This is a genomic window from Pseudoalteromonas sp. Ld19, from assembly GCF_045064135.1.
Taxonomy (GTDB): domain Bacteria; phylum Pseudomonadota; class Gammaproteobacteria; order Enterobacterales; family Alteromonadaceae; genus Pseudoalteromonas; species Pseudoalteromonas aliena.
Genome location: NZ_JBISHA010000018.1, coordinates 35,196 through 57,227 on the forward strand (window position 1 = coordinate 35,196; position 22,032 = coordinate 57,227).

16 protein-coding genes are annotated in these 22,032 nt (G+C 37.7%); 8 read left to right on the forward strand and 8 right to left on the reverse strand.

Annotation, left to right across the window (positions count from 1 at the left end):
- Positions 1-32: 32 nt before the first annotated feature.
- Genes ACJJVZ_RS07945 through bcsR form a run of 6 tightly spaced genes read right to left on the reverse strand, consistent with a single transcriptional unit; the run spans position 33 to position 10,801 of the window.
- Positions 33-3,851 (reverse strand): cellulose synthase subunit BcsC-related outer membrane protein, encoded by a 3,819-nt coding sequence (locus ACJJVZ_RS07945; RefSeq protein ID WP_405599605.1) that lies wholly within the window; start codon positions 3,849-3,851, stop codon positions 33-35.
- Positions 3,842-4,972, reverse strand: a complete 1,131-nt coding sequence (gene bcsZ, locus ACJJVZ_RS07950) for a cellulose synthase complex periplasmic endoglucanase BcsZ (protein WP_405599607.1) — start codon at positions 4,970-4,972, stop codon at positions 3,842-3,844. Before bcsZ ends, ACJJVZ_RS07945 begins: the two co-directional genes overlap by 10 nt.
- On the reverse strand, positions 4,972-7,218 hold the full coding sequence (gene bcsB / locus ACJJVZ_RS07955) for a cellulose biosynthesis cyclic di-GMP-binding regulatory protein BcsB (RefSeq protein WP_405599609.1): 2,247 nt from the start codon (positions 7,216-7,218) through the stop codon (positions 4,972-4,974). Before bcsB ends, bcsZ begins: the two co-directional genes overlap by 1 nt.
- Positions 7,211-9,877 carry a UDP-forming cellulose synthase catalytic subunit gene (bcsA, locus tag ACJJVZ_RS07960; protein WP_405599610.1) on the reverse strand — a complete coding sequence of 889 codons (2,667 nt, stop codon included), beginning with the start codon at positions 9,875-9,877 and terminating at the stop codon, positions 7,211-7,213. Before bcsA ends, bcsB begins: the two co-directional genes overlap by 8 nt.
- Positions 9,877-10,590, reverse strand: a complete 714-nt coding sequence (gene bcsQ / locus ACJJVZ_RS07965; protein WP_405599612.1) for a cellulose biosynthesis protein BcsQ — start codon at positions 10,588-10,590, stop codon at positions 9,877-9,879. Before bcsQ ends, bcsA begins: the two co-directional genes overlap by 1 nt.
- 13 nt (positions 10,591-10,603) lie before the next feature.
- Positions 10,604-10,801: a BcsR/BcsP family cellulose biosynthesis protein gene (bcsR, locus tag ACJJVZ_RS07970; RefSeq protein WP_077537369.1), complete on the reverse strand. Its 198-nt coding sequence runs from the start codon at positions 10,799-10,801 to the stop codon at positions 10,604-10,606.
- A gap of 103 nt (positions 10,802-10,904) precedes the next feature.
- On the opposite strand from bcsR, the gene bcsE reads away from it, so the two are divergent.
- From bcsE to ACJJVZ_RS07995, 5 genes are all read left to right on the forward strand, one after another.
- A complete protein-coding gene (bcsE, locus tag ACJJVZ_RS07975; protein WP_405599614.1) occupies positions 10,905-12,521 on the forward strand; it encodes a cellulose biosynthesis protein BcsE in 1,617 nt (538 codons plus the stop codon).
- A 1-nt stretch (position 12,522) separates the two neighbouring features.
- Positions 12,523-12,699 carry a hypothetical protein gene (locus ACJJVZ_RS07980; RefSeq protein ID WP_171037458.1) on the forward strand — a complete coding sequence of 59 codons (177 nt, stop codon included), beginning with the start codon at positions 12,523-12,525 and terminating at the stop codon, positions 12,697-12,699.
- A complete protein-coding gene (gene bcsG, locus ACJJVZ_RS07985; RefSeq protein WP_405599617.1) occupies positions 12,696-14,276 on the forward strand; it encodes a cellulose biosynthesis protein BcsG in 1,581 nt (526 codons plus the stop codon). Before ACJJVZ_RS07980 ends, bcsG begins: the two co-directional genes overlap by 4 nt.
- A gap of 139 nt (positions 14,277-14,415) precedes the next feature.
- On the forward strand, positions 14,416-15,972 hold the full coding sequence (gene tyrR, locus ACJJVZ_RS07990) for a transcriptional regulator TyrR (RefSeq protein ID WP_077537372.1): 1,557 nt from the start codon (positions 14,416-14,418) through the stop codon (positions 15,970-15,972).
- Positions 15,973-16,067: 95 nt separating this feature from the next.
- The gene (locus ACJJVZ_RS07995) at positions 16,068-16,604 is read left to right on the forward strand and encodes a thioesterase family protein (RefSeq protein WP_077537373.1); all 537 of its coding nucleotides are present in this window, start codon (positions 16,068-16,070) and stop codon (positions 16,602-16,604) included.
- Between the two features lie 69 nt (positions 16,605-16,673).
- Here ACJJVZ_RS07995 and ACJJVZ_RS08000 read toward each other — a convergent pair whose 3' ends face one another.
- Entirely contained in the window at positions 16,674-17,327 is a 654-nt protein-coding gene (locus tag ACJJVZ_RS08000; RefSeq protein ID WP_273046307.1) for an OmpW family protein, read from the reverse strand.
- Positions 17,328-17,589: 262 nt separating this feature from the next.
- Here ACJJVZ_RS08000 and dapE point away from each other — a divergent pair, with 262 nt between their 5' ends.
- On the forward strand, positions 17,590-18,780 hold the full coding sequence (gene dapE / locus ACJJVZ_RS08005) for a succinyl-diaminopimelate desuccinylase (protein ID WP_405599621.1): 1,191 nt from the start codon (positions 17,590-17,592) through the stop codon (positions 18,778-18,780).
- 154 nt (positions 18,781-18,934) lie between these two features.
- Here dapE and ACJJVZ_RS08010 read toward each other — a convergent pair whose 3' ends face one another.
- Positions 18,935-20,647 (reverse strand): GNAT family N-acyltransferase, encoded by a 1,713-nt coding sequence (locus ACJJVZ_RS08010; protein ID WP_405599623.1) that lies wholly within the window; start codon positions 20,645-20,647, stop codon positions 18,935-18,937.
- A gap of 162 nt (positions 20,648-20,809) precedes the next feature.
- Here ACJJVZ_RS08010 and ACJJVZ_RS08015 point away from each other — a divergent pair, with 162 nt between their 5' ends.
- Positions 20,810-21,730 (forward strand): 2-hydroxyacid dehydrogenase, encoded by a 921-nt coding sequence (locus ACJJVZ_RS08015; protein WP_405599625.1) that lies wholly within the window; start codon positions 20,810-20,812, stop codon positions 21,728-21,730.
- Positions 21,731-21,827: 97 nt separating this feature from the next.
- Positions 21,828-21,974, forward strand: a complete 147-nt coding sequence (locus ACJJVZ_RS08020; protein ID WP_405599627.1) for a hypothetical protein — start codon at positions 21,828-21,830, stop codon at positions 21,972-21,974.
- Positions 21,975-22,032 lie beyond the last annotated feature (58 nt).

The window sequence follows — 22,032 nt, forward strand, 5'->3', positions numbered from 1 at the left end:
CGGGTGGTTCGTATAAACTGTATACAATTGTTTTAAAAGTTGGCGTAAGGGGTTATTGGTGTGCCAGGAAATTCAAGTGTTCCATAGACAGGGTTAAAGTAATATCGTATGTAGAGTTGGCCAAAGTTAGGCTCGTAAAAATCTGAACGATCTATTGCTACATAACCGCCAAAAAACCAGTGTGGTGTTATTCTATATTCAAAGCTTCCTTCAAGGTTGTACGATACACCAGAACTTGTATCCCCCTCAAACGCAGGGTTTACGCCTGTCTCAAGTTGACGAACAAACGCCTCTTCTTGCAAGTTTGGATCATTAGGGAAAAAGTCAATTGCCTGAGTTTTTGTTTGTGAATACGATACGCCAGTTTTAAAACGGTATACAAAATCATTTCCCCAACGTGCGTCATAACTAAATGGTACAGACACGCCTAAGTAATTTTGCGGACTGTAGTAGCCGCCATGGCCCCATGTTTCTTCACTTAAATTATATTTGTATGCCCAATGTAATAAGCTAGCACCCACCGTAAATTCACGTTTTTGATTACTAATAACACGGTAGTAAGTACCTGCCATAGCACGATAGCGCTGATTATCTTTTACATTTTTACCTTTATACAAAGTGAAGTCGGCACTTGACCAAAAGCCCCAATCACCACCTAAATCATGTGAAATATTTGCAGTAAGGCCTGTAGAGCGTACGCCACCCCAAGCTTCTTTTGTATTTGCATCCTCAAGACCCGCATAAGAAAGCACTGAACTTGTTACTGGACGTTTCTCTAGTTCAAGGCTGTAGCCAAAGTCGCCTAAATCGTCTGCATAGTTAACGCCCCATACTATATCTTCAATTAAAAAGCCCAGTGGGGTAGTACCTATATCTAAACGCCAATTTTTATTTTGCCAGCCTAGCCCGATATCTACACCACTTTCTTTTGGGCTTATTTCTTCAATAGCACACGTAAAAATACATAAAGCACCTTGTCCATAACGGCTGCCCGCAAATTGCTCATCAAAACGTGTTGTTTGCGCACTAATTGTTGTGGGGTCTATTTTTACAAATCCTTGGCCTTGCCAAAGTGGAAAATAAGCTTCAATCGGCACTAAACCAGCGCCAAGTGTTGCTTCGCTTTGTGTACTTATTTGGCCGCTAAAATTAACACCCATAGCAATATAAGCTTGATCTTTGTTTTGCTCATCAATTAATTCGCGCTTAGCGCCATTTACATACCAATCATCGGCTTCATCGATTTGTGAGAGCGAGGTATAAAGTTCTTTTTCGCTTAATGTGCGATTAGGAGACAGGGTTTGTGCATACCAAATTTGAGCTTGCGCTGTTTCATTAAAATTATTGGCTACTTGAGCTCCTAAATAACGTAACTCTGGATCGTTCGGCGATTTTTCAATGAGTTTCTTTGCTAGATAGAGTGCATCTCCTGAGTAATTAAAGTCATTAAGAGAGCCCATAATTTGGCGCTGCAAATAACTTTCTTGCGATGTAGTTTGCGTTATGGCTTCCTGCGTTACCTCTTTGGCCCGAAAGTCGTCACCTAGTTCTCTATACGCTTTTGCGATAGACATTAACGCTTGGGGTTCAATGGCTTGATTATTTTTCACCTTTTGCTGATAAATAATCAGCGCGGCTTCACGTTGTTCAAGTGATAAGTTTGCATTAATTAATGCAGTCGTGATCACAGGGTTGTTTTTATACTTTTGGTCAAGTTGATTTAACTTAGCAATTAAATCACTGCCATTGTAGAACTGATTAATATAATTACTTTGTAATTGCAGATACTGATTAACGTCGTTTTCAGATGCATTTTCAGGCAGTTTATAACGTGTAAACCACTGCTTTATATTTAGCTCATTTTTTTGCTCTAATAGCCATTCACCATAAAGTAAATGCCAATAGGGGGAAATCGTTGGCTGAGCAATTAATGCATCATTAATAAGCTTCAGAGCATGTATTTTCTCATCTATTCTATACCAATTGCGAGATAACTCAGCTTGCATTACGGGGGTTAAATTTTGTGCTTCTAGTGCACTTAAATGATAGATAGCCGTGGCTTTATTTTTAGCATCAAGGTAGCGTTCACTTTGAGCAAGCGACTCGTTAAGCTGAAGCTGTTGCTCAAGTGCAATAATATCTGCACTCTTGGCGCTAAAAGGAACATATTGTAAAGACGCAATAGCACCTTGATAGTCATCAATAGCGCGCAGAAAAAGTGCGTGACTGTAACGAAGTTGAGGGTTTAACGGAAATTGCCACAGTACATTATTAAATAGTGTTCGCGCTTCCTTTGTTAAGCCTTTTTGCTGGTATATAAAGGCTAAGTCGTAATATAACCATGGTTGATCTGGTGCTAAGCTTATTGCGTTCTCTAGCGTTTTTTCGGCTAGTTCCAAATTTCCCAATTGTACAAATTTACTCGCTTTGTTACGAAGTTGGCTACTTAGATACTGTGAGTAAGGTTGTTTAATTAGCTCTTTTTGAGTATAGGTTAAGCTGTTGTAAAAAGAGCTTAATGCGAGTTCATTTTGTTCAAGTTCAGCTATTTCAAGTAAGCCCGATAAAGCGCCGATATTGAGTAGATCATTTTTTAAAACAAATTTATATGTAAGTGCTGCTTGAGAGTATTGTCCTTGCGCAAATTGTAATAAACCGCTGTTATATAAAACAGCGTTAGGGTCTTGCTCTAATGTATTAGCTAAATCTAATTTAAGCTTTGCGACTTTGAATTCGCTGCTATTAATTGCATCTTTGGCTTGGCGGATATAAAGCCAAAACTGGGCTGTTTTAGCTAAGTCCTTTAACGTTTCCCTTTGTGCAAAGTCTGCCGTATATTTTTGTGCTTGCGTAAAATACTTGTATGATTTTTTATTATCACCTAAACGCAAATAAAGTATGCCTAGGCTTCGCATTATTGCACCGTCTTGCGGGCGACCATTTACAGCCTTTAAAAGTAGAGGTTCAGCGGCTTTTAAATTATTTTTTTCAAGTAACTTATCACCTTTAACCCACAATTGATAAGCAGGGTCGGCAAGTAAAGTTTGGCGTGTTTTTAGGCTTTTTTTAAAATCTTGATATTGCAACTCACCTTTACTGCTAAATGGGTAAAGCGTGAAGTAATATTGGAACTGTCGATCGGTAGCGCTATTAATTGGCATGTTTGCTAGTGAACCGAGCCAAATCTCCTCTACTTCATTACTAAAACTTGAGGTTGAGCCGTACTTGCCCAAAATACTAATTGCTTTTTTATCACTCGAATCGCGTCTCAGTAAATGCCTTGCGTAGGCTATTTCGACTTGGCCTATATTAGAATAGCTTCTTAATAGTTTATTATATCCGCGCGTAACGTTTTGCCATTGGGAAGCGTCTTGCGCGTACCAGCTTAAATGTTCTAGTTCATAATTGAGTGTGGGATAAACGTTATTAAATATCTTATTATAAATTTGCCGAGCTTGTTCATATCTGCCAGCGCGTGCTAGTAATTTAGCATCTTGAATCGCAGACTTATCTTTACCCTGAATTCGAGACATAACTCGTAGCTTTTCAATACAGGGAGCTTGGTTTATTAGGCCGTTATCTATTTTACTTAATAACAGGTTTGCTTTGTCGGATGCGCCATTGGCAAAATCATAATGAACTAGAGCGCACTGCGTTTCTATACGAGTAGGTGCGATGGCTACGAGTTTTTGTAAGCTGCTTTCAATCAGCTTTTTATTTTGCTGCGCTTCGCCAATACTTATTTGACTTAGTAACCAATCAACAGATTGTGTATCTATATCATTGACTGTTTTGGCACTTACCCCAAAGCTAAGTGCCAAAGTGAAAACGAGGACAAACCTTAAGGGCATTCAATGCTCCACATTGGTTGTAGCGTCCCGTCTGCTGTAATTGAAAAACGCTTATTTAACGTACTTGTGCCAAATAAATTAAGTACACTGTCGTAATAACGTGTTTGGGTGAATGACTTATCGACCATTAATTTTTGTTTAATTGCCATAATTAATGATTCATTGCCCTGATCTGCCAATAGAGGTAGTAGCGCTGAGTTGAAGCCCAAAGGACCTGTTTTTTCGGATTTACCTGATTTAGCAAATGTATTTAAAGGTACATACCCACGCTCATTAATCGTTTTTATAAATGGATTAAATTGCGCTAGTAGCTCTTTTTTATACGGTGCATCATTTGCCATCATGCTAGCCCATAAATATACTCTAATAGCATTATAGCTGCCTATATCACTGGTTTTTCTATTATAGTAAAAACCGTTATTAGCATCGTACATAACCCAATCAGGGCTAACACCTTCAGTAGCTGTGTCTAAAATAAGCTTTGCGGAGCCTTCGTGTAACTGATGCCAAGGTGAATGTGGGTAGAGCTTTTTAAATTGCTGGTATATAAACAACGGTGAATAGCTGGGGTTGAGTTTAACGCGCGCGTTTTCAAACTCAAAGCCAGCGGGTGCTGGTAGCAAGGACAAACCTAGGCCAGAAATATAAGCCGTTTCTTCTCGCATTATGCGCTGTGCAAGTACGGCAGCTAAAATGCTGTAGCGACGATCGCTCCAAAGCCTGGCAGCTTGAGACAAGCTATAGGCAATCCATAAATCAGAATCTGATGCAGGGTTTGAGTCTAATATTCCCCCCACATTTTGTTTATTAACCCCCCATTGCCATGCAGGTAAACGAGTACTTAAGTCACCCTCAGATAAGTGCTCTTGTGTCCAATCTAATACTAAGTCAAACATTGCTCTGTCGTTTGCGACTACAGCAAAAAATAATGCATAAGATTGGCCTTCAGAGGTTGTAATGTTTTGCTCGCTGCCTAAGTCAATAACACGGCCATCTTGGCTTATAAAGCTATTTTTAAAGACTTGCCATTCGTGCCAAGGTTGGCACTGCTCTACTTGCGCTTTTGCGTTAAAAGTAAATAGTGCAATCACAGCAAAAAATACATTAATGATTGATTTCATTACTTATCTCCTTCCGCTAAGCGTTTGTAAGTGAGTGCTTGGAGTAATCGCCACAGAATAAATGAGATGAGTAGCAGTATTAAAACAGACAGCAGTGCCAGCACAAATGGGTGATCTGATAAATGGAACCAAATTAAAGTATGTACAGGAATATGACCAACAAAGTACTGCTCATCCGTTTTGATTGTTTTAATACCTTGGGAGTTTATAACGGCGGCACTGCCTTTAATTTGAGCAAGTTGAGCTGAGTTCATTAATGCATTATTGAGCAATGTATATGCATTTTGAGATGTTGCACTTAATGATACAATAGAGCGCTCAGAATCAAGCGGTGATTGAAAACCTGTAATAACGGCTATGTCACCACTACTTTTAATACTAACGTGTACTTTTTGTGTTGTTTTCTCATCATACGCGCCATTGTATAAAGCTTGTTTTATAGCGCGTTGATTGTTGCTGAGTAAAACATTTGTGTGTGAACCTTCATCTAAGTTGTTAGCAAGGCTATTGGGTTTTGCGATAACTAACACATCTTTGTCGTTTAGGTTAGCGTCTTCGTTTAAATGGGCAACACTTATTCTATGTGCCGGATAACCCGTTATTGCCCCAAAGTGGCCTGTTAAATTAAATAAAACAGACAGTGCTTTAGCTGATGGGGTTTCATCTATTAACACTAACGTTTGCTGTAAGTCAGCATATTTTGTAAATGGAAATCCGCTATTAGCAAATACATTTAAATCGGGTAAAGCCATATAGTGATCAAACCCACTGACATCAATATGCGAATTTCCATCAATCACCCCATATTCTCCGCCAGCAGGAGCAACACTGCATTCGCCTTTTTTAAGTACAGCGAATCTAAAATCAAAATTTAGCTCATTGCGGTTGGCTAAATTAATGCCATTTAGAGAAAATCCCTCAGTACTTTGAGTCGTATCAGTATTCGCTATCAATGGCAGTAATGTTTGTGTGGTTTTTAGCAGGGTGTCTTTTTTATCTAATAAAAAACCGCTAATAAATTCTTGGTTAATTAGCATATTTAAACGTGAATCTAAGGTTTCGCTTTCTGGCGTATTACGGTATTGCAGAGTAATAGGGATGCCTTTTTCGCGCCATGTGAACAAATCAGGTGCAAAGCGAATATTTAGCTTTACAGGGCCATTATTAAGACCTTGAGTTTGTAATTGCGTTGGGTAATCAATGAGCTCATCAAAATGAACAGGGCGGTCACTTCTGAGCCAACGAGGAGCGTCGTAAGCCTTTCGAAGGGGGAGTTGGTTAATCGCTTCAATGCTTGCTGTTCTGCCAGTCATAATTTTATGACCAAATACCAGCCCTGTTACCGCTGTTTTTAAATCTTTTTCGTCGCGGCCAATAATTAACAGCATTTTATTATATCTGTGAATAGGGCTTGAGATTAGCTCAACTGTTGGCTTTTCAACATCTGGATAATCCTTTAAAAAATCAGGTTTTGAGTCATTAGTAATAAATACAACGCTATGTTGCTTAGGTGCTTTATTTATTATTACGGGGAAATTAGCCCCACGCCAATCAGCTTGAGATCCAAACCAACTCGATAATGTGGCGGCTGCTTCTATAGCTTGTGTGTTTGGTACTTTTGAAAATACAAAAGGGAGGTTAAGTTTGTTGTAGTCTTTAGCGTCAAAAAATGGTTCGGGTAGGTATTCTAAGCGACTGTCGATTGCCAATTGCTTTTGCTCAAGTGTGATGTTGCTCGACTTGTTTATTTCTGTCCAAATAGAGCGGCTAAAATAGTCTTGGCACTTTAAATCGTAGTAACCAACCAATTCAAAGCGGATTTGATTGTAATTCTGAATGTATTTAGCATTTAGTTCTAGATTGTGACTAACCGTATTTTTCACCACACTTAATTTTTCATTAATGGGCAACACCGTAACTAAATTATCATTAAAATATACTTTTAGATGTGACACATTTGCGATTAACGACGGTGAGTTAGTGTATGAGAAGTTAAGTTTTAAGTTTGTACTTAATTTATCAATTCGGTTGGTAAAATCGACACGAGAGTTGTTATTTACTCCGTCAAGCTTATACCCTGTGAAACCCAGCGCTTCAAAATCCAAGCGTAGGCTAGATATTTGAGCGCTTTCTGGGTAGCCATTTATAAACATAGATTTATTTTGCATTGGCTCAATAGCGTGTGCGTGCTGCGCGCAGCTAATAAGCAACAATGTTAGAAATGTATTGAGCAACTTTTTAATCATAATTATTATGCACTACCGGTTTTTTTGGAATAAATGAATGTATATAAACCACCAAACGAGTTAATAGTTTTATGGTCGGCTGTAAAGGTCTAGGAGCATGAAACAATAAATTACTAAAGCCTCTTAAACTTGTTTTTTGCACTTCTTTAAAGCTATATGATGGGCGATCATGTTTAAAGTTATTTTGCCAATCAAGCCAGGCATCAGCTCTTGAAAAAGTACATTGTATAAATGCTTTTTGTTTTTCTAATGATAAATCTTTAAGTGTTAAACCAATTTGCATTTTACGCGTATTACATACATAAGTTGTAAATGAAAACTGCTTATTTCCTCGGCTCATTAATAGCTCAACCTTGTCATTGACTCGGCATGAGTGCGCGTGATCTATTTCAATACCAACACCATTATCTGAGTAATCGGTAATTTTAACCTTTAATGTATGGCCATTCGCTAGGCGAATACCAGCAGGAAAATGCGCTTTAATTCGATGTGATTGCCTAACTTGGCGAGCTTCAGCAGCAACTGCAACCGCAGCACCTAAAATGATTATATTATAAATTGCCCAGCACATACTTATAACTAATACGCCTATTTGAGAAGGATCACCAAAAATCAGGCGTAAAATACCAAAAATAATACCTGCAACATTAATAGCTAAGAGTATAAGGTAAGGTTTAGAAATTCCCCAATCATAATGCTCTTCATCATTTAACCCGCCTTTTTCTGTTACATTAAACTTGCCTTTATTAGGATTAAATAGCGCAACAGTGGTTGGTTTTAATATATACCAAGCCAAAACTGATTCATAAACTTCGCCCCAAAATGAATATCGATATTTACCCTGGATACGAGAGTTAGTCGCTTTTATTTGAATTAATGTCGGTACTACATAAATAAAGATAGCTAAAAAAGGCGCATAAATAATATAAGCGTTAAAATATATAAGTGCTAAGGGGGCGGTTAAAAATACGATTCGAGGGATGCCCGATAAAAAGTGAAGCATCGCATTTATATAGCATAAACGTTGAGCAAGACTGAGGCCCTTTCCAAGTAGGGGGTTATCGAGTCTAAAAATTTGTGCCATACCGCGAGCCCAGCGAATTCGTTGGCCAATATGGGCCGACAAACTGTCGGTTGCTAAACCTGCTGCTTGTGGAATATTAATATACGCGGTTTTATAACCTGCACGTTGCATGCGTAATGCAGTATGAGCATCTTCGGTTACTGTTTCAAATGCAAAACCGCCAATATCATCAAGTGCTTCACGTTTTAATACCGCGCATGAACCACAGAAAAATGTGGCATCCCACATATCATTACCATCTTGAATCAGGCCATAAAACAGCATGTTTTCGTTGGGGATTTGGGTATGGTTATTTAAATTTCGCTCAAACGGGTCGGCAGAGAAAAAGTGATGCGGGGTTTGTACTAAACACACTTTGCTGTCTTTTAAAAATTGCCCCATAGTCATTTGTAAAAATGATCGGGCAGGTACATGATCGCAGTCAAAAATTGCAATGTATTCGCCGTTAGTAAAACGCATTGCACTATTCATATTGCCTGCTTTTGCGTGTTTACTATCAGGACGAGTTAAATAACCGACTCCAACTTCTTGGGCAAACTCGCGAAACTCAGGACGTTTGCCATCATCAAGTATGTAAACGTTAAGTTTATCTATAGGCCAATCAATACTTAGCGCTGCCAATGTTGTCGGTTTTACAACACTCAATGGTTCGTTATAAGTTGGAATATACACATCGACCGAGGGCCATTTATCGGTGTCTTTAGGTAATGGAATTGGTTTTCGCTCTAATGGATTAATCGTTTGAAAAAAGCCAAGTATTAGAACAAGCCACGCATAAGTTTCTGCTAATAATAAGCCTGCGCCTAAAACAAGCGCAAGAGGGTCATCCCAATTTAAGGTTTCGGTGTAGCGCCACCATAAGTAACGTGAAGATGTTGTTACCGATAAAGTGATCATCACTATGGTCGCCATTTGACCTTTTATCTTTTTTAAAGAGTAAGCTACGAGTAGAATAAAGCTTATAAAAATAGCTTGTGCTTCTAAGCTAAAAGGAATAGTTACAAAAATCGCCAGTAAAAATAGTGCAAATGTAATTACGACGTACCTGACCGATTTGCTTTTCCATACTCGCGCATCTGCTATAGAGTGAAAAGCACTTTGCCTAGTCGTTTTTTGATTTCTTGATAATACACGTTTGAATAACTTGCCTAATTTTAAATCAATCCAGCGAAGTTGCCTGAAAAAGAAATTAACAGAGTGATAGAAGTGATGTGAAACTTTTTCTTTAACACGACTTTTTTTAGCTGTATTTTTCACAAACACAAGAAAAATACTCTGTAAAATAAAGCGTAATGTATTTGAGTATAAGTGAGTTCTGTAGGGTGACTTTAAATGTGGATAGTTCTGCTTTAACACATAACTAATGTTTTTTTTACGGGTCTCAAATTTAAAAAAAAGAGAACAAAAAATGACTATAAATGGCATTGAAATAGCCTCAATAGCGCTCATTTTATGCTGATTAAAATTACCGTAAAATTTAAACATAATTAAACGCACTAATTTTTGCGTAAAAAACAGACTAAGTAAAAGGCGAAAAGCCTTTTCAAAAGAATGTTTATAAATTAATTGTGCCATTAGAGTGCGGCTTTACTAGCGAGCCATCCAGCTAGCGTTTCAAAATCATCATTAGCAACGCTATACGGTGCGCAATTTAGTGCAACGTTACGATAAGCTGTCGATTCTTTAATTACTTCATCATGGTTTATAAAAAAAGGAGCCATTAGAGGTAGTGTAGATTGCCAAAGTGAGAACAAATCAAATTCGAGCACTGACGCTGAGTTGTATTTGTTGACTAAAAAAAAGTGATGCCATGCGTTAGTGGTGTTTTTCAATTTTTGTAAACGCTTGTAGATAAGGCTATGACATATTGAATCGCAGTTCACTATTTCAATGACAATATCGTCCTCATCTAAGGTGTAATTATTAATACCTACGTGGCTTGGGCAATCAAAAAGCATCCATGTTGTATCTGGGGTGTCTAATTTTTTGCAATTATTAGCTAATTTATTTAGATCTAAATTAGAAGGCGTGTTGTCTCCGTGAGGTAAAAAAATAACACCATCGTTGTCTTGATGAAAGTGCTTAAGAACGTCTTCAAAACTATTGGCGTTACTCCACCCTTGGGTATTTTTCCAAGGCAAACCAAAATGTAAACACAAGTCACTTTTTGAGTCTAAATCTATAGCTATAACGTGAACAGCTGATTTTTTTAACACGCAGGCAAGGTTAGCCACTATTGCAGTGCAGCCGGTGCCACCTTTTAACCCTTTTAAAAAAACTCTTTGCACGTTATAAATTTACCTATTCTTTTTGTATGCTAGTGGTAGCCATAAGTTCATCATTAATTTCTTTCAAAAGCGCATATTTATTAATAGTGTGAATGTTTTTTTGTTTATCTGTAATTTCAATATAATCATCTTTTTTCCCACCAAAGCGACGAGCTAGATTTTCTATATCATTAGGTGTTAGTTTTGGGGGCTTAAGAGACAAATGTCGCATTACCTATATTCATTAGTTTTATTTTGAGATTTTAACGTTTTCAATGTGTACTATATAATATAGCTGCTTAAACTAGTAAAGTATTTTAAATAAAAGGTCTTCTGTGCATAAACTTAACATAACAGGGTTGGACGCTGCTGCTAGTGAGATAAAATTAGCTGCCAGTTATGCTATTTTGGCTCCCTTTGATAACTTAGCAATAGAGTTCGCGCTACAGTCTGTTGATGTTAGTGGCAAAAATGATGTGTTTATTGTTTCTTCTCAAATAGAGTCCTTTTATGAATCGCCTTTTTCAGATGCACTTTTTGACGTTTATGATCAAGGGCGGGTGCATTCTTTTTCGTTTACTAAAGAAATGACTGATTGGGGAATAAAGCGTATCAGTCGCGGAGTAATTAAAGAGCTAGGCGCATATAAAAGCATAGAGAATGCCTTAGTATTTCTTCATTTTAATACAAAGCAATTACGCGACTTTGATGATGCCCAACTGACGCAGATCATTACTAAATACAATGTATTTTTAAACACTGTAAATACGAGTTTACTCTTTTTAATATCTGGCCCAGAAGTTGTTAACTTAAGGTTTTTAGTTCGACGTTTAAATAAGTTATTTAGCGGTATTGTTTTTATTGATAATGATGCTGCAGTGCGTGTACTTGAATACGATTATTGGAGCCACAGCACTGGCGTAATTGCGGATAAGCAATACCAGCTAACTTTGCAAAATAATCAATATGTTGTGCAAGAAAATAAAATTGCAGAAAATACCTTTAATAACAACCATTTTAATGATGAAAGTGATGTGTGGCTAGTCCAAAGCTCGGTTCCTGAGGGCACCAAATTGCCGGCTCATTATCGTACTGTGAAAGAAAATAATGATTTATTTAATAGAGGTCCTCGGCTTAAGGCGGCGACATTAGTTTTTTCTGTAACCCGATATACAGATTTAGCATTATTGGCTAAGCAGTGTTTTGAGCTTAGAAAAAACTGTGGTCGCTGGTTGAAACTTGTTATCCAAAATGTTGATGGAATTATTCGCCATCAAGATGAATGCTTATTTTTAACACTCGGTGTGAACTTAATTTTATATAGTTTTTCAGAACCATCGCGGTTGCTATCACAAATTCAATCAATTCAAGGCTTTAAATTTTCAAGGCCATTGCCGCCTTCGGTTGATGATGTTTTGCAATACACAGAAAATACCTTTTCGAAAGGTTACTTGCCGTTTATCGACTTTACTAATCAGGTAGAAAAACACAGTGATTCTGCAGTTAATTTAGGTGTTAGTGGTGTGTTAGTCATACTTGAGTTACTACCTCGCATTGATCCTATTCATCCTCTTCACTTATTTCATATTAAGCGTGAAGGGGATGTATTTAGCGTAGTAGACAATAAGGTTTATCTCTATTTGCATGCATGTAGGGAAAATGATGTAACCAATGCAATTAACCATTTATTTAAATTACAAACGAGTGATTTTTTTTCTCGACAAAACATCATTTCAGATCACTTTTATATACAACAAGAATGTAAGCAGTTACGTCGTTTTTATAAAGATAAGCCGATAGATGATTTTACAAAGCAGCTTAAAGAAAATGAAGACTATAAATTTGTGCCCGATGTAACAAAAAACCTAAATATTGATATTTCAACGCCTGAATTGCTGACTGAAACACGCCCAGATGCAATACCTTTTGTTATGAAGATGAAGGAGCAATAAAGTGAGCTTAAATCAATTTTTAATCACCGGTTTTATTGCGCTTATTCTGGGGGTTTTATTATGCTTAATGAGCACTTATGTTTTAGACAAATTAAAAAAATATTTTTATAAAGTCACATTTAAACACGAAGTTTTAGAGCCCTATACACCAACAAAAAATAAAAAGGAAAACAATTGAAACTCTCAGGCTTAGGGGTGTGGAACCTTTATTTTTTAGTAAAATTTGCATTGTTTTATTACGGGGCGATTAGTTTTGATTTTTTAAGTAACACTGCATTTGCTGCTTTTTTAGCAGTACATTTCAAAAATGTACGAATAGAAAAGTTAAAGCATCTGAGCGCTGTAATACTCGGCGTTATATTACTTTATAAAGATTCTTGGCTACCGCCAATAAATCGGCTTGTTAAACAGGCTGATAACATCCAAGATTTTAATGCTAGTTATTTTGTAGAGTTAGTTGGGCGAGTAATAAATGTAGATATGTTACTAGGATTATTTATTATCATCGTTTTTTTCTGGTATAGCTCACAATGGATCCGATTTACGACTGTGACGGTTATTGGTCTAACCTTTATTGGGTGGAGTCATTACAAAGCAGCTCAGCAACCGGAAATAACTCAGGGTTTAGCTGTAAAAAAGAGTGAAAATATACTCGCAGACCCTGCAATTGTAACGACAGAAAAAAAGTCACCCGATCAACAATTAAGTGATTTTTATCAACAACAACGTCTACTCATGAGCCAGTTTCCTCAACAGGTAGAAGGCGATTTATTTGATGTTATTGTTTTAAATATTTGCTCTATGGCTGTCGATGATTTGAATACAATCGATGTTAGCTTAGCCACTATGTATAAAGATTTTGATATTGTTTTTTCAGATTTTAATTCTGCAACGTCATACAGTGGTCCTGCAGCGATAAGACTTTTGAGGGCTAGTTGTGGGCAAACAAGTCAAGAAGCCTTATTTAACGACACACCTGAGCAATGCTACTTATTTAAAAACTTAGAAAAACTTGGCTACCAACATAATGTAGTAATGAATCATGATGGTCATTTTGATGAATTTAAAGGTTTAATAAATAAATACGGCGGTTTGACTAGTAAACCGTTTAATATCGATGCTATGCCTATTGCTCAATATGGCTTTGATAATAGCCCTATTTATTCTGATGGGGCAGTGTTGAATGGTTGGCTGGATAATGATGCAAAAGATTGCAAGCCTTGTGCTATGTACTACAACACAACAAGCTTACATGATGGGAATCAGTTTGCTAATAGCGCTCGCATGAATAGTCAGCAAAGTTACCCACAGAGGCACGCTAATTTATTTGCTGATATTAATAGTTTTATTAAAAATTTAGAAAAGCGCGGTCGAAATGTAATGCTAATGGTAGTACCTGAACATGGTGCTGCGTTAAAAGGTGATAAGGTGCAGTTTGCAGGTTTGCGCGAAATACCAAGCCCTGCCATTGTGTCTGTACCAGTGGCCATTAAGTTTATTGGCCCTAATGTTCAACCTTACTCGCAGATAGTAATCGATGACTCAACGAGTTATTTTGCTCTTTCGGAGCTGGTAAGCAAAACGCTTCAAACAGACATTTTTGGTGGAAATAATAGCACCGCTAACTTAGTTGAGAACCTGCCGAAAGCCCCAAAAGTGGCTGAAAACGCAGATACTATTATGATGTATGTTAACAAGCGACCTTATATACAGTTAGATGGCGGTGATTGGTCAGTATACCCACAAAGTAATTGATTTTTTATAGGGATATTGAGTGCAGCGGGTTATGTATTTTAACGCTCAGCTTTGTCCAAAAATGTTTACAATAAGCTACCTTCTCAAAGCGACTTAGCGTATTATTCTGCCAATATGGTTTTTCCTACTTTGGGGATGTATGCGTCTAGATATTCACTGTGCTGACAGAATTGGTATTGCTCAAGAAATCCTTAATATTTTAGTTAACTATGGTGTTGATTTAAAAGGTATTGAAGTCGATTCAGTTAACTGTCGTATGTATGTAAGTTTTCCCGAGATTGAATTTGAGCAATTTCAAAAAATCATGCCATCTATTCGTTTAATCGACGGTGTGCATGATGTACGTACAACTGCTTTTTTACCTTCTGAGCGTGAACATAATGAGCTAAATACATTACTGCGCGCATTGCCTGATGGAGTTATTTCGATAGATGCCAAAGGGTGGGTACGCTTGTGTAACGATGCAGCGTGTAAAGATTTACAGTTGCATGAAAAAGACGTTATTGGTGCAAATATTAATAATTTGCTCAAAGGGTTTAATTTTACTCGTTGGTTAGAGAGTAAAGAAGTACTAGGCCAAACTACGCGTGTAGAAGTGGCTGGTGAAGATTTTATTGCTGATATTTTACCAATTGCAGTTCCTCAAGGTAATGAAGGTGATGTGCTTGCTGGTGCGGTAATTAATATTAAATCACAGAGCCGTTTAGGTCAGCAAGTGAGTGCCTTTCGACGTTATGGACAAGAAAGTTTCGCCACTATTCATAACTTTAGTACCGCTATGCGTCGAGTTGTCCGTGAAGCACGCAAAATGTCACAATTAGAAGCCCCAATATTAATTACAGGTGAAACAGGAACAGGCAAAGAGCTGCTTGCTCGAGCTTGCCATTATGCTTCCAACCGATCTGTCAAACCTTTTATTGCTTTGTCGTGTGCATCGTTACCGGATGATGTCGCTGAATCTGAATTATTTGGTTATGCAGGTTATGAAGAAAACGCAGCACCAAAACGAGGTGTTTTAGAGCAGGCTGATGGTGGCACTGTGTTTTTGGATGAAGTGGGTGAAATGTCAACTCAACTACAAACTAAGCTACTGCGCTTTTTACAAGACGGTACCTTTAGAAAAGTAGGAGATGAGAACGAGGTTAAAGTAAACGTACGCATTATTGCAGCTACGCAAAAAGATTTACCGGCAATGGTACAAGAGGGTGTATTTAGAGAAGATTTATATTACAGAATAAATGTTCTAACGTTAGAAATTGCTCCGCTTAGAGATCGCAAAGCTGACGTGGGGCCACTTGCAGAGCACTTTATACAAAAATATGCACAGCAAAATGGCCATCCCGTACCACTTTTATCTCAAGAATGCTTAAGCTTTTTACAAGAATACCCGTGGCCTGGTAATGTTCGTCAATTAGAAAACGCAATTTACCGCGCTGTGTCATTACTCGATGATAGTGAGTTACGTGTAGAGCATTTACAGTTACCTACATTTACGCACGAGTTAGGGTATTTAGAGTCAGATTTTGAGGGCTCGCTTGATCAAGCGGTAAAACGGTTTGAGGCAACATTGCTTCGCAAGCTCTATCCGGCTTATCCGAGCTCCCGCCAATTAGCAAAGCGTTTAGGGCTTAGCCATACCGCAGTTGCAAACAAATTACGTGACTACGGTATTAACCGTAAAACAGTAAAAGTTTAGTAAAATTAACGTATCACTTGATAATGATGAATGATATTTTTTTCAAAAACTTGTGATACACTCAAAATTAACAACAAACTGGTAAGACCTCTCCTGTGAACTTATATATTCGACTGCTTTTATTGTTTTTTAAAATTAAGCGTAATCATCAGTATCAAGGTTTACTTGATACAGTAGATATTGATTACAAAGCATTACCAACAGATTGCGATATAAATTTGCATCTAACTAACTCTCGTTATTTAGCTATGATGGATTTATCACGCACGTGGATGACTGAGCGTGTTGGTTTGCTAAAGCAAATTTTGAAGCGCCGTTGGTTCCCTATCGTTAACGCAACGGCGATTACTTATATCCGTGATATTAAACCAATGCAGCGATACACCATTAGCACTAAGCTTGTAGGCTGGGATCATAAATACTTTTATATCGAGCAAAAGTTTCATTCCGCACGAGGTTTACATGCTATCGCCTATGTACGAGGTGTGTTTAAAAGCAAAAAAGGCGTTATAAGTGTAGAAGAAATGCTTGAAGTGGCGGGCTTTGAAGGTAAAACTCCAATTTTACCAACAGAAGTAATGCATTGGAAAGAAATGCTAGAACAGAAAAAAGTGAATAACCTACCTAAATAAAAAAAGGCCTTTCGGCCTTCAACACACATAGTAAGTATAGCTAAGCATTGCTTAGCTATACCATATACTTTAAAAGTTATATTTAACACCAAACATAGCAACAACTGGGTCAAGCTCTACTGTTGAGGTTAATGCTTTAGCACCATTAGCATAGACCGTCGCGTCAGTATCAATATCCATAATAGACACCATTGCATGTAATCCCCAGTTTTCGTCAATTTTATAGTTAGCACCTATTTGTGCTACAAAACCAAATGAATCATCTAGTTTTACTTCTACGTTGTCAGTACCAAGTGTTGTTTTAAGCGCTTGTGACGGTTGCTCATCAAAAAACATTGTATAGTTTATGCCAACACCTACAAACGGTCTTAACGCGTAGCTTGTATCTAAAAAATGGTACTGGGCGATAAGTGAAGGTGGTAATTGTTTTATATCGGCAATTTTATTGCCAGCTAAGCCGCCAGTGCCATTTACGTCATGTGAGAAAGGAGTTGCTGCAATAAGTTCTAATACCCACTGATCGTTAAATGCGTAATCTATAGTAATACCAAGCTGAGTATCTGAATCACCTTTTAGGCCTAGAGTCGGCGCTTCATTGATTGTAGAGCTACTGTTATCAGGGTTTACGTTAATAGCGCCAACATTTACGCTAAAGTTAGCGTGTGCAGCTGGAGATAGTGCAAGTAAAGAAGTTAGTAATGCAATGCTCATTGTGGTTTTCATGTTGTTCTCCAAGAACTACTTTTTGATTGACGCTATTATTGCAGCCAAAAAAAATAAAAAATTGTTCTAGATCAAAGTTTCAAATATGTTTGAATGTTGTGAAATGGTTTCTTGATTTAGATTAATGTTAGCGTCAATTTTTTAAAGCAATGATTGACATAGGTAGATTGTGAATGGTCACAAGAATGTATCAGTGTTGACATCGATTAGTCATAATCTAGCGCTTTAATTAAGGCTCTTTAAGCTATTAAGAGTGTTTAATATGTCTTTAGCCACGATTGAAAAAACAAAAAATAACAATGTCTTGCATGCACAGGTCGTTGCGTATTTACAAACACTTATTCAGTTCGAATCAGTGACACCTAACCAAGCTGGTGCAATTGATTGGCTAAATGATCACTTAGCTGAGCTAGGATTTAGTTGTGAGCAGTTTAAAGTAAAAGGCGTGACCAATTTGATTGCACATATTGATTTCGCACCTGGCCCTTGCGTTGCATTTTCTGGGCATATTGATGTAGTACCGGCTGCAACGGGCAATTGGTTAAGTCCGCCTTTTGCAGGACGTATTTTAAACGGTGCCGTTTATGGTAGGGGCGCTGCGGACATGAAAGGCGGTGTTGCCGCTATGCTCAGTGCAACAAAAAGCTTAATAAATAGTAATAAAAAGAAAATCGGTTCGCTTTATTGGCTTGTTACCTCTGATGAGGAGGGGGAGGCTGAATTTGGCTCTCAGGAAATAGCCTATAGGCTTACTAAGCGAGGAGTTATTTTGGATGGTTGTATAGTTGGAGAGCCGACAAGCCATTTGCATGTGGGTGATACGATTAAAAATGGTCGACGTGGAGCATTATCTGCGCGTATTGTTGTTAATGGTAAAGCAGGGCATGTTGCCTATCCAGAACACACAGTTAATGCGGCGCACATCGGGGCTAAAATAGTTAATCTATTAAGTACACAAACGTGGGATCTTGATGAGACAAGTTCAAAAACGACTTTGCAAGTAACCGGAATTAATATCAAAAATGTGGTTGATAACTTAGTGCCGAGTAACTGCGAAATTACATTTAACGTGCGTTATAGCCATGGTTACAATAGCGATGCAGTTAAATCGCGTGTTACTGAGGCTCTGAATAAGTTTGCGGCTTATTACAGTATTGAGTGGCAACGCCCTTGTGAACCTTATTATACCAGTGCAGCTAAGGATTGGAGTTTACTCTCACATATAGAACACACTATTTATCAACAAACGGGAAGTTACCCTTTATTAAGTACAAGTGGCGGGACTTCTGACGGCCGATTTTTTGCAAATAACCACACTCAAGTAATTGAGTGTGGTGTGCGTAATCATACAATTCACCAAGTAAATGAAAACGTGCCTATTGAGGATTTATTGAAGATAGACGCTATTTATACTTCGCTACTTAAAAGTATGTTTATCAATTTGAGGGATTAAACCGGATGCTAACGGCGTTAAAATGTCTGCAGAGCAATGCTGGAGCAATTGCTGAGAATAACTAAATAACAAATTTTTTCTTGTTAGCTACATGGTTTTATTCCCTCAAAATAGAGTATTTAATTAAGCGAATTGATATTAAAGGCGCCAGTGTTTATTCTTTCCCGAGATAGCGTTTTGCTTTATTTTCTTTTACATTTTCAAGATCGACTAACACTAAACCATCAATGCAATTATTAAAATCAGGGTCGATACTAAAGCTTAAAAATTGCACCCCGCCAGGCGTACAGAGCTCTGTATATTGTTTAAATAGCGTAGGAACTTGCGCGCCCATGTTGGCAAGTACATGTTTAAGTTCTACAAAGTCTTCTTTTATATCGCTGTCCGTAAATACGGTTTGGCATTGTGTTAGTTGTTGATCACTTAGTTTAAATTCGTTATTTGGCGTAGCAAGTATCTGGTTACTCTTATAATAATGCTGATAGTAATAAACCAACATCGCTTTAGCTTGTTCGGGTAAGGCGTTAGAGACGGTCACCGCGCCAAATAAATAACGGTATTGTGGGTAGTTTTTTACAAAAGCACCAATCCCATACCATAAGTAATCAAGGCTTTTACGTCCCCAATATTTAGGTTGGACAAAACTGCGACCTAATTCAATTCCTTGTTGCAAATAGGGCGCCATTGCATCGGTATAAGTAAATAAGCTAGCGGTATAGAGGCCTTCTCGTCCGTACTTTTTGATTATGTCTGCTGCGCAAGCTAAACGGTAGGCACCGACTAACTCTAGCTGGGAAGGATCCCATAGAACAAGGTGTTGATAGTCCATATCAAACTTATCTATATCACGGCGCTTTCCGCTGCCTTCACCTACCGCTCTAAACGCAATTTCTCTAAGGCGACCCAACTCTCTAAAAACCGGCGAACTACCTGTATATTGATAAAGGTGTATATGCATACCGTCTTGTGTTTTACCAAGTAGTTGGCATTGATCAATCGCTTTTTTAAGCTCTTTTCTGCACTCAGGAACTGCAATGGGCATTTGTGTTTTTAGCGGCAGAGGTTTTTTACTGGTAAGCCTGTAAAGTTGTTTTCGGATAAGGTTTACTACTTCTTTGTCTTTTAGATTTTCTATTAAATAAGACTCAGGAGGAATAGAAGCACCAATTTCAAACTCTAAAGATTTTTGACGTTGCTTAAACATTTCTTTGACTAACAATAGGCTTGCTAGAGGTTTGTAGATCATTGAAGTGCCATAAAATAGAGGGCTATTTTTAGCTTTAATAAATACAGGTAAAATAGGGCAGTTAGCTTTTTTCGCCATACGTAAAAAGCCGCTGTTCCATTTGCAGTCTTTTATTCCGGTCGGGCTCAAACGCGACACTTCGCCTGCAGGGAATATTAATAATGCTCCTTCACTCTTTAGGTGTTGATGAATATTATGCAGCTCAATTTTTTTACTCATTCCGGATAAGTTATCAACGGGTAATAAGAGTTCATGCATGGGAGTGACTGACATTAACATACGGTTCGCTACGACCTTTAAGTCTTGCCTCACCGTTGAAAGGACCTTAATTAACGCCAATGCATCTAGCGATCCAATTGGATGATTTGCAACAATAACCAATTTACCCTCATTAGGTATATGCTCAATCTGTTTTGGTTTGTAGCGGGTGTCAAAATCAAGTTCGTCAAGGACCTGCTCTACAAACTCTAATCCTTGTAAGTGGGGATAGGCATCACCAAATGCAACAAATTCTTGCTCGTGTAATAAGTATCCAAGTCCTTTTTTTACTAAACCGGTTACTTTTGGTGAGTTTTTTAGTTGCGGTAAATTTGCTGCTATTACTTTATCAATACTGATCATATTAACCTCTAAAACGCATTGGTATATTTGCCTTTGAGATAGAGTAAAAAAAGGGTGTGACAATTACTTTGCAATTGTGTGACTTTTTGAAGTGCGAATAAGACAAAGCAAAGGCATAATTAGGCGCATATTCATTTGATCAACAATTTTATTGGGGGATGCATGTCGGTATTAATTGCGATTACAGGGCGGGATAACACAAAATTAATGGCGCAGTTGCAAGCTTGTTTACCAACATTGCGTATTGAGCAATGGCCAGAATGCCAAAATTTGAATGACGTAGATTTTGTACTTGCTTGGAAAGCACCTCAGACAATGTGGGCGCAATTACCAAATTTAAAAGTTGTTTCATCATTTGGTGCTGGAGTTGATAGCATTGATTTAACGCAGTTGCCAGAGCATATTAATGTTGTACGCATTGTTGATGAACAACTCGCTGAGGATATGGCCGAATATGTACTTACCCATGTACTAGCGCAAAAATTACGTTTAAAAGACTATTTTATTAAGCAAAGCCAGCAAAGTTGGAAACCAAAGCGTGCCTATAATTATAAACACGTTGGTATACTCGGCTACGGGGAGCTTGGCAAAGCATGCGCTAAAAAACTAATTAAAAATGGGTTTGATGTAAGTGCATGGGCACAAAGTCACAAGGAGGATGCTGATGTAAATATACATTGTACCCAGCACGGACTTGATGAAATGCTTAAAAATACCGATTACCTAGTATGTTTACTGCCACTTACAAAGATGACCTCAGGTATTATTAATCATGAATTAATAGCTAAGCTGCCAGCGCATGCTGTTGTAATAAATGTAGCGCGAGGACAACACGTTGTTGAACAAGACTTATTAAGTGCATTAGATAATGAAATGTTACGTGCGGCTACGCTTGATGTTTTTGACCAAGAACCGCTAAATGATGAGCATCCATTTTGGCAGCATCCTAAAATCACGTTAACACCACATTGTGCAGCATTGTCAGATTTAAACAGTGTTACAGAGCAAATAGCCGATAATATTGAACTATTCATAAAGGGAGCTAAGCTTAATAACCAAGTAAATAGAAAGAAGGGTTATTAAGTTATAACCAAATAGTTAAAAAACAGCTTGTTAACACATGTAATTTTCATTAGTGTTGAAAGCTATTCTTACTAATAAAAATTATAAATGGGGTATTATGAAATCAAAACAAAGCGGTGTTAAATTAAGCTTAATTATAATCTCTATCATTATTTTAGGTGTTTCAGCGTGGTTCAATCAGGCAAATGCACAAGAAATTTCTGCAGATATAAATGATAGCATCGCATTAGCTGCGTATAATTAATCCCCAAAACATGTGTTGCCAGAAGAGTTATTTTAAAGTAATTCTTCTTACCCACCTT

Coding starts and splice junctions, on each gene's coding strand:
- bcsB (WP_405599609.1), bottom strand. CDS start 7,218: ATGATTAAAAAGTTGCTCAATACATTTCTAACATTGTTGCTTATTAGC.
- ACJJVZ_RS08020 (WP_405599627.1), top strand. CDS start 21,828: ATGAAATCAAAACAAAGCGGTGTTAAATTAAGCTTAATTATAATCTCT.
- dapE (WP_405599621.1), top strand. CDS start 17,590: ATGTCTTTAGCCACGATTGAAAAAACAAAAAATAACAATGTCTTGCAT.
- bcsA (WP_405599610.1), bottom strand. CDS start 9,877: ATGGCACAATTAATTTATAAACATTCTTTTGAAAAGGCTTTTCGCCTT.
- tyrR (WP_077537372.1), top strand. CDS start 14,416: ATGCGTCTAGATATTCACTGTGCTGACAGAATTGGTATTGCTCAAGAA.
- bcsR (WP_077537369.1), bottom strand. CDS start 10,801: ATGCGACATTTGTCTCTTAAGCCCCCAAAACTAACACCTAATGATATA.
- ACJJVZ_RS08015 (WP_405599625.1), top strand. CDS start 20,810: ATGTCGGTATTAATTGCGATTACAGGGCGGGATAACACAAAATTAATG.
- ACJJVZ_RS08000 (WP_273046307.1), bottom strand. CDS start 17,327: ATGAAAACCACAATGAGCATTGCATTACTAACTTCTTTACTTGCACTA.
- bcsZ (WP_405599607.1), bottom strand. CDS start 4,972: ATGAAATCAATCATTAATGTATTTTTTGCTGTGATTGCACTATTTACT.
- ACJJVZ_RS07945 (WP_405599605.1), bottom strand. CDS start 3,851: ATGCCCTTAAGGTTTGTCCTCGTTTTCACTTTGGCACTTAGCTTTGGG.
- ACJJVZ_RS08010 (WP_405599623.1), bottom strand. CDS start 20,647: ATGATCAGTATTGATAAAGTAATAGCAGCAAATTTACCGCAACTAAAA.